At 71.4% G+C, this 3,555-nt stretch carries 6 protein-coding genes; all 6 read left to right on the plus strand.

What is annotated here, in order from left to right; translation table 11 throughout:
* Positions 1–155, plus strand: a 155-nt coding sequence (locus A9W96_RS11450; RefSeq protein ID WP_197499490.1) for a GTP cyclohydrolase I, incomplete at its 5' end; no start/stop codon positions are given.
* Positions 152–1,003 carry a dihydropteroate synthase gene (folP, locus tag A9W96_RS11455; RefSeq protein WP_197497991.1) on the plus strand — a complete coding sequence of 284 codons (852 nt, stop codon included), beginning with the start codon at positions 152–154 and terminating at the stop codon, positions 1,001–1,003. The genes A9W96_RS11450 and folP, both read left to right, overlap by 4 nt.
* Positions 996–1,397, plus strand: a complete 402-nt coding sequence (gene folB / locus A9W96_RS11460; protein WP_066868388.1) for a dihydroneopterin aldolase — start codon at positions 996–998, stop codon at positions 1,395–1,397. The genes folP and folB overlap by 8 nt, the downstream gene beginning before the upstream one ends.
* Entirely contained in the window at positions 1,394–1,939 is a 546-nt protein-coding gene (gene folK / locus A9W96_RS11465) for a 2-amino-4-hydroxy-6-hydroxymethyldihydropteridine diphosphokinase (protein WP_067139862.1), read from the plus strand. The genes folB and folK overlap by 4 nt, the downstream gene beginning before the upstream one ends.
* Entirely contained in the window at positions 1,939–2,415 is a 477-nt protein-coding gene (locus A9W96_RS11470; protein WP_066868391.1) for a DUF3180 domain-containing protein, read from the plus strand. The genes folK and A9W96_RS11470 overlap by 1 nt, the downstream gene beginning before the upstream one ends.
* A gap of 74 nt (positions 2,416–2,489) precedes the next feature.
* Positions 2,490–3,555: DUF6779 domain-containing protein (locus A9W96_RS11475; RefSeq protein ID WP_067139866.1), on the plus strand; the 1,066-nt coding region annotated here is incomplete at its 3' end.

Here is a 3,555-nt window from a genome sequence, read left to right on the forward strand (position 1 = left end):
GCGTGATCGTCGTGGTCGAGGCCGAGCACCTGTGCATGGCGATGCGCGGTGTGCGTAAGCCCGGAGCGGTTACGACCACCTCGGCGGTGCGCGGCCTGTTCAAAACCAACGCGGCTTCTCGAGCGGAGGCGCTCGACCTGATCCTGCGTAAGTGAGTCTGGCGCCCGTGCAGGTAATGGGAGTTCTGAACGTCACTGACGATTCGTTCTCCGACGGCGGCCGCTACCTCGATCCCGACAAGGCGGTGGCGCACGGGTTGGCCTTGGTCGCCGACGGCGCCGACATCGTCGACGTCGGGGGAGAGTCGACCCGGCCCGGCGCCACGCGGATCGACCCCGGGGTCGAAACCGCCCGGGTTATACCCGTCGTCAAAGCGCTTGCGGCTCAAGGGATCACTGTCAGCATCGACACCATGCACGCCGATGTCGCGCGCGCGGCGCTGTGCGGCGGAGCGCGCATCGTCAACGACGTGTCCGGCGGCCGTGCCGATCCCGCGATGGCGCCCCTGCTGGCCGACGCGAAAGTGCCGTGGGTGCTGATGCATTGGCGATCGGTGTCGGCCGAGCGCCCGCACGCGGCGCCGCAGTACCGCGACGTGGTGGGCGAGGTGCGCGACGAGCTGCTGGCCAGCGTCGACGCCGCGGTGTCCGCCGGTGTCGACCCCGACCAGTTGATGATCGATCCCGGATTGGGGTTCGCCAAGACGGGACAACACAATTGGGCGCTGCTGCATGCCCTGCCGCAGCTGGTCGCCACCGGCATCCCGGTGCTGCTGGGTGCGTCGCGCAAACGGTTCCTCGGTACGTTGTTAGCCGGGGTCGACGGTGCGCCGCGACCGCCCGACGGGCGCGAGACGGCCACCGCGGTGGTGTCGGCGCTGGCCGCCCTGCACGGCGCCTGGGGGGTGCGGGTGCACGACGTGCGCGCCACGGTCGATGCCCTCAAGGTCGTAGCGGCCTGGACCGGCGGGTCGCACACGGAACTGGCTGGAGACAATGGCTGATCGAATCGAATTGCGCGGCTTGACGGTTCGCGGACAACACGGGGTGTTCGACCACGAGCGTGCCAACGGTCAGGACTTCGTCGTCGACATCACGGTGTGGATCGACCTCGCCGGCGCCGCCGCCAGCGACGAACTGGCCGACACCTATGACTACGCGGCGCTGGCCCGGCTGGCCGCCGACGTGGTGGCCGGGCCCGCGCGCAACCTGATCGAGACGGTCGGCGCCCAGATCGCCGACCAGGTGATGGACGACGAGCGCGTGCACGCCGTCGAGGTGGTGGTGCACAAGCCGCAGGCTCCGATCCCGCAGCAGTTCGCCGACGTCGCCGTGGTGGTGCGGCGGTCGCGCCGCGGCGGCCGCGGTTCGGTGGTTCCGGCGGGCGGGGCCCTATGACACGCGTGGTGCTGTCGATCGGCTCGAACCTGGGCGACCGGCTGGCCCGGTTGCAGTCCGTCGTCGACGGGCTGGGGGAGACGGTGCGCGCAGTGTCACCGGTGTACGAGACCGACCCCTGGGGCCGGGTGGATCAGGCGCCGTTCCTCAACGCGGTGGTGATCGCCGACGACCCGTCCCGGGACGGGCAGGCCTGGCTGCGCCGCGCGCAGGAATTCGAGCGGGCGGCGGGCCGCGTGCGCGGGGAGCGCTGGGGGCCGCGCACCCTCGACGTCGACCTGATCGCCTGCTACGGCCCGACCGAGGTGATCTCCCGGGAGAACAACCTGACGCTGCCGCACCCGCTGGCCCACCTCCGGGCATTCGTACTCATTCCCTGGCTGGACGTCGAGCCGGACGCGCGGCTGACCCTGGCCGATGGTCCGCAGCCGGTCGCGGGCCTGCTCGCCCAGCTGGAAGCGGCCGACCGGGACGGCGTCCGGCCGACCGACCTGACCCTGCGGTTCAACGGGAAGCCGGCCGATCGGGGGCCGACGACCTGATGGGACCCACCCGCAAGCGTGACCTGACCGCCGCGGTGGTGGGCACCGCCGTGGTGGGATACCTGCTGGTCAAGGGCCTATACCGGTGGTTTCCGCCGATCACCGTGTGGACCGGCCTGTCGCTGCTGGCGGTGGCCGTCGTCGAGGCGCTGTGGGCGCGCTACGTGCGGGCGAAGATCAGCGAGGGCGAGATCGGCTCCGGCCCGGGCTGGCTGCATCCGCTCGCGGTGGCGCGCAGCCTGATGGTTGCCAAGGCCTCGGCCTGGGTCGGCGCGTTGATGCTGGGCTGGTGGGTCGGCATCCTGGTGTACTTCCTGCCCCGCAAATCGTGGTTGCGGGCGGCCGCCGAGGACACCACGGGGACCGTGGTCGCGGCCGTCAGCGCGCTGGCGCTGCTCGTTGCCGCGCTGTGGCTGCAACATTGCTGCAAGTCACCGCAGGATCCGACCGAGCACGGCGAGGGCGCGGAAAGCTAGCACTGGCAAGCCCGGGTGAGAATCGCCGGAGGCACGCGACACGCGGATTGACCTCGCACAGGTACTCTCAGGCCATGACCGTTCTGTCCCGCGGCGCCCGGGTGCGGCGCGGCGGCCGCAGGCCGGGGTGGGTGCTCTTGACCGCGTTGCTGGTCCTCGCGATGGGGGCCAGCTCCGCATTGGTTTTCACCAATCGGGTGGAACTTCTCAAGCTCGCTGTAATCCTGGCGCTGTGGGCCGCAGTCGCCGGCGCCTTCGTTTCCGTGCTCTATCGACGCCAAAGCGACGCCGATCAGTCCCGGGTCCGCGACCTCAAGCTGGTCTACGACCTGCAGCTGGACCGGGAGATCTCGGCCCGGCGCGAATACGAACTGACCGTGGAGTCGCAGCTGCGCCGCGAGCTGGCCTCCGAGCTGCGCGCCCAGGCCGCCGACGATCTGGCTGAGTTGCGTGCGGAACTGTCCGCCCTGCGGACCAGCCTGGAAATCCTGTTCGACACCGACCTGGCGCAGCGCCCGGCCCTCGGGGGAACGCCCGAGGCCGAGCCGCAGCCGGAGCGCGCGTACAGCGAGTGGGATCGCAACGGCGAAAACCCGCGCGACAACCCCGTCGACTGGGTGTCCAGCGACCGCGTCACGTCGGTGCCGCAGGACAACCGCGACGACGCCATCATCGACGTGCCCGAAGAACCGCTGATCCCGCCTCGCCAGCAGCCGCCGCCCCGCCGTGAACGGGTCCGCAACCAGTACGAACCGGCGCCGGATCCGGCGTACGCCGAGCAGCCCGCATACGCCGAGGAGTCCGCGTACGCGCGACCGGCGGAACAACGGTTCGAGCCGCGTCAGCAACCGTCATCGCCGCCGGCGGCGCAGTTCCAACCGGAGCCGCAGCCCGAACCGGCGCCGGAACCCCAACGGCAGCCGCAGGCGCACTGGCCGGGCCAGGGCTGGCAGCCGGCCGCCGCGGGAGGGCTGTGGTTGCCACCCGGCACGCCGGGCAGCAATTGGGTCGGCGGTGATTCGCCGGGCGAATCGGCCGGCGGACGGCGGCGCGCCCGGCATTCGGGCGTCGACGACGCCTGGGATGGGATGCCCGTCGAGCCGCCTTCGCCTGCGCCGTCGGGGCCGTCTTGCTGGGGGA

Source organism: Mycobacterium sp. 1245852.3 (assembly GCF_001669335.1).
GTDB lineage: Bacteria > Actinomycetota > Actinomycetes > Mycobacteriales > Mycobacteriaceae > Mycobacterium > Mycobacterium europaeum_A.

Bases quoted from the DNA above. Each gene is read 5' to 3' on its own strand.
- folK (WP_067139862.1), top strand. From the start codon at position 1,394: ATGACACGCGTGGTGCTGTCGATCGGCTCGAACCTGGGCGACCGGCTG.
- folB (WP_066868388.1), top strand. From the start codon at position 996: ATGGCTGATCGAATCGAATTGCGCGGCTTGACGGTTCGCGGACAACAC.
- A9W96_RS11470 (WP_066868391.1), top strand. From the start codon at position 1,939: ATGGGACCCACCCGCAAGCGTGACCTGACCGCCGCGGTGGTGGGCACC.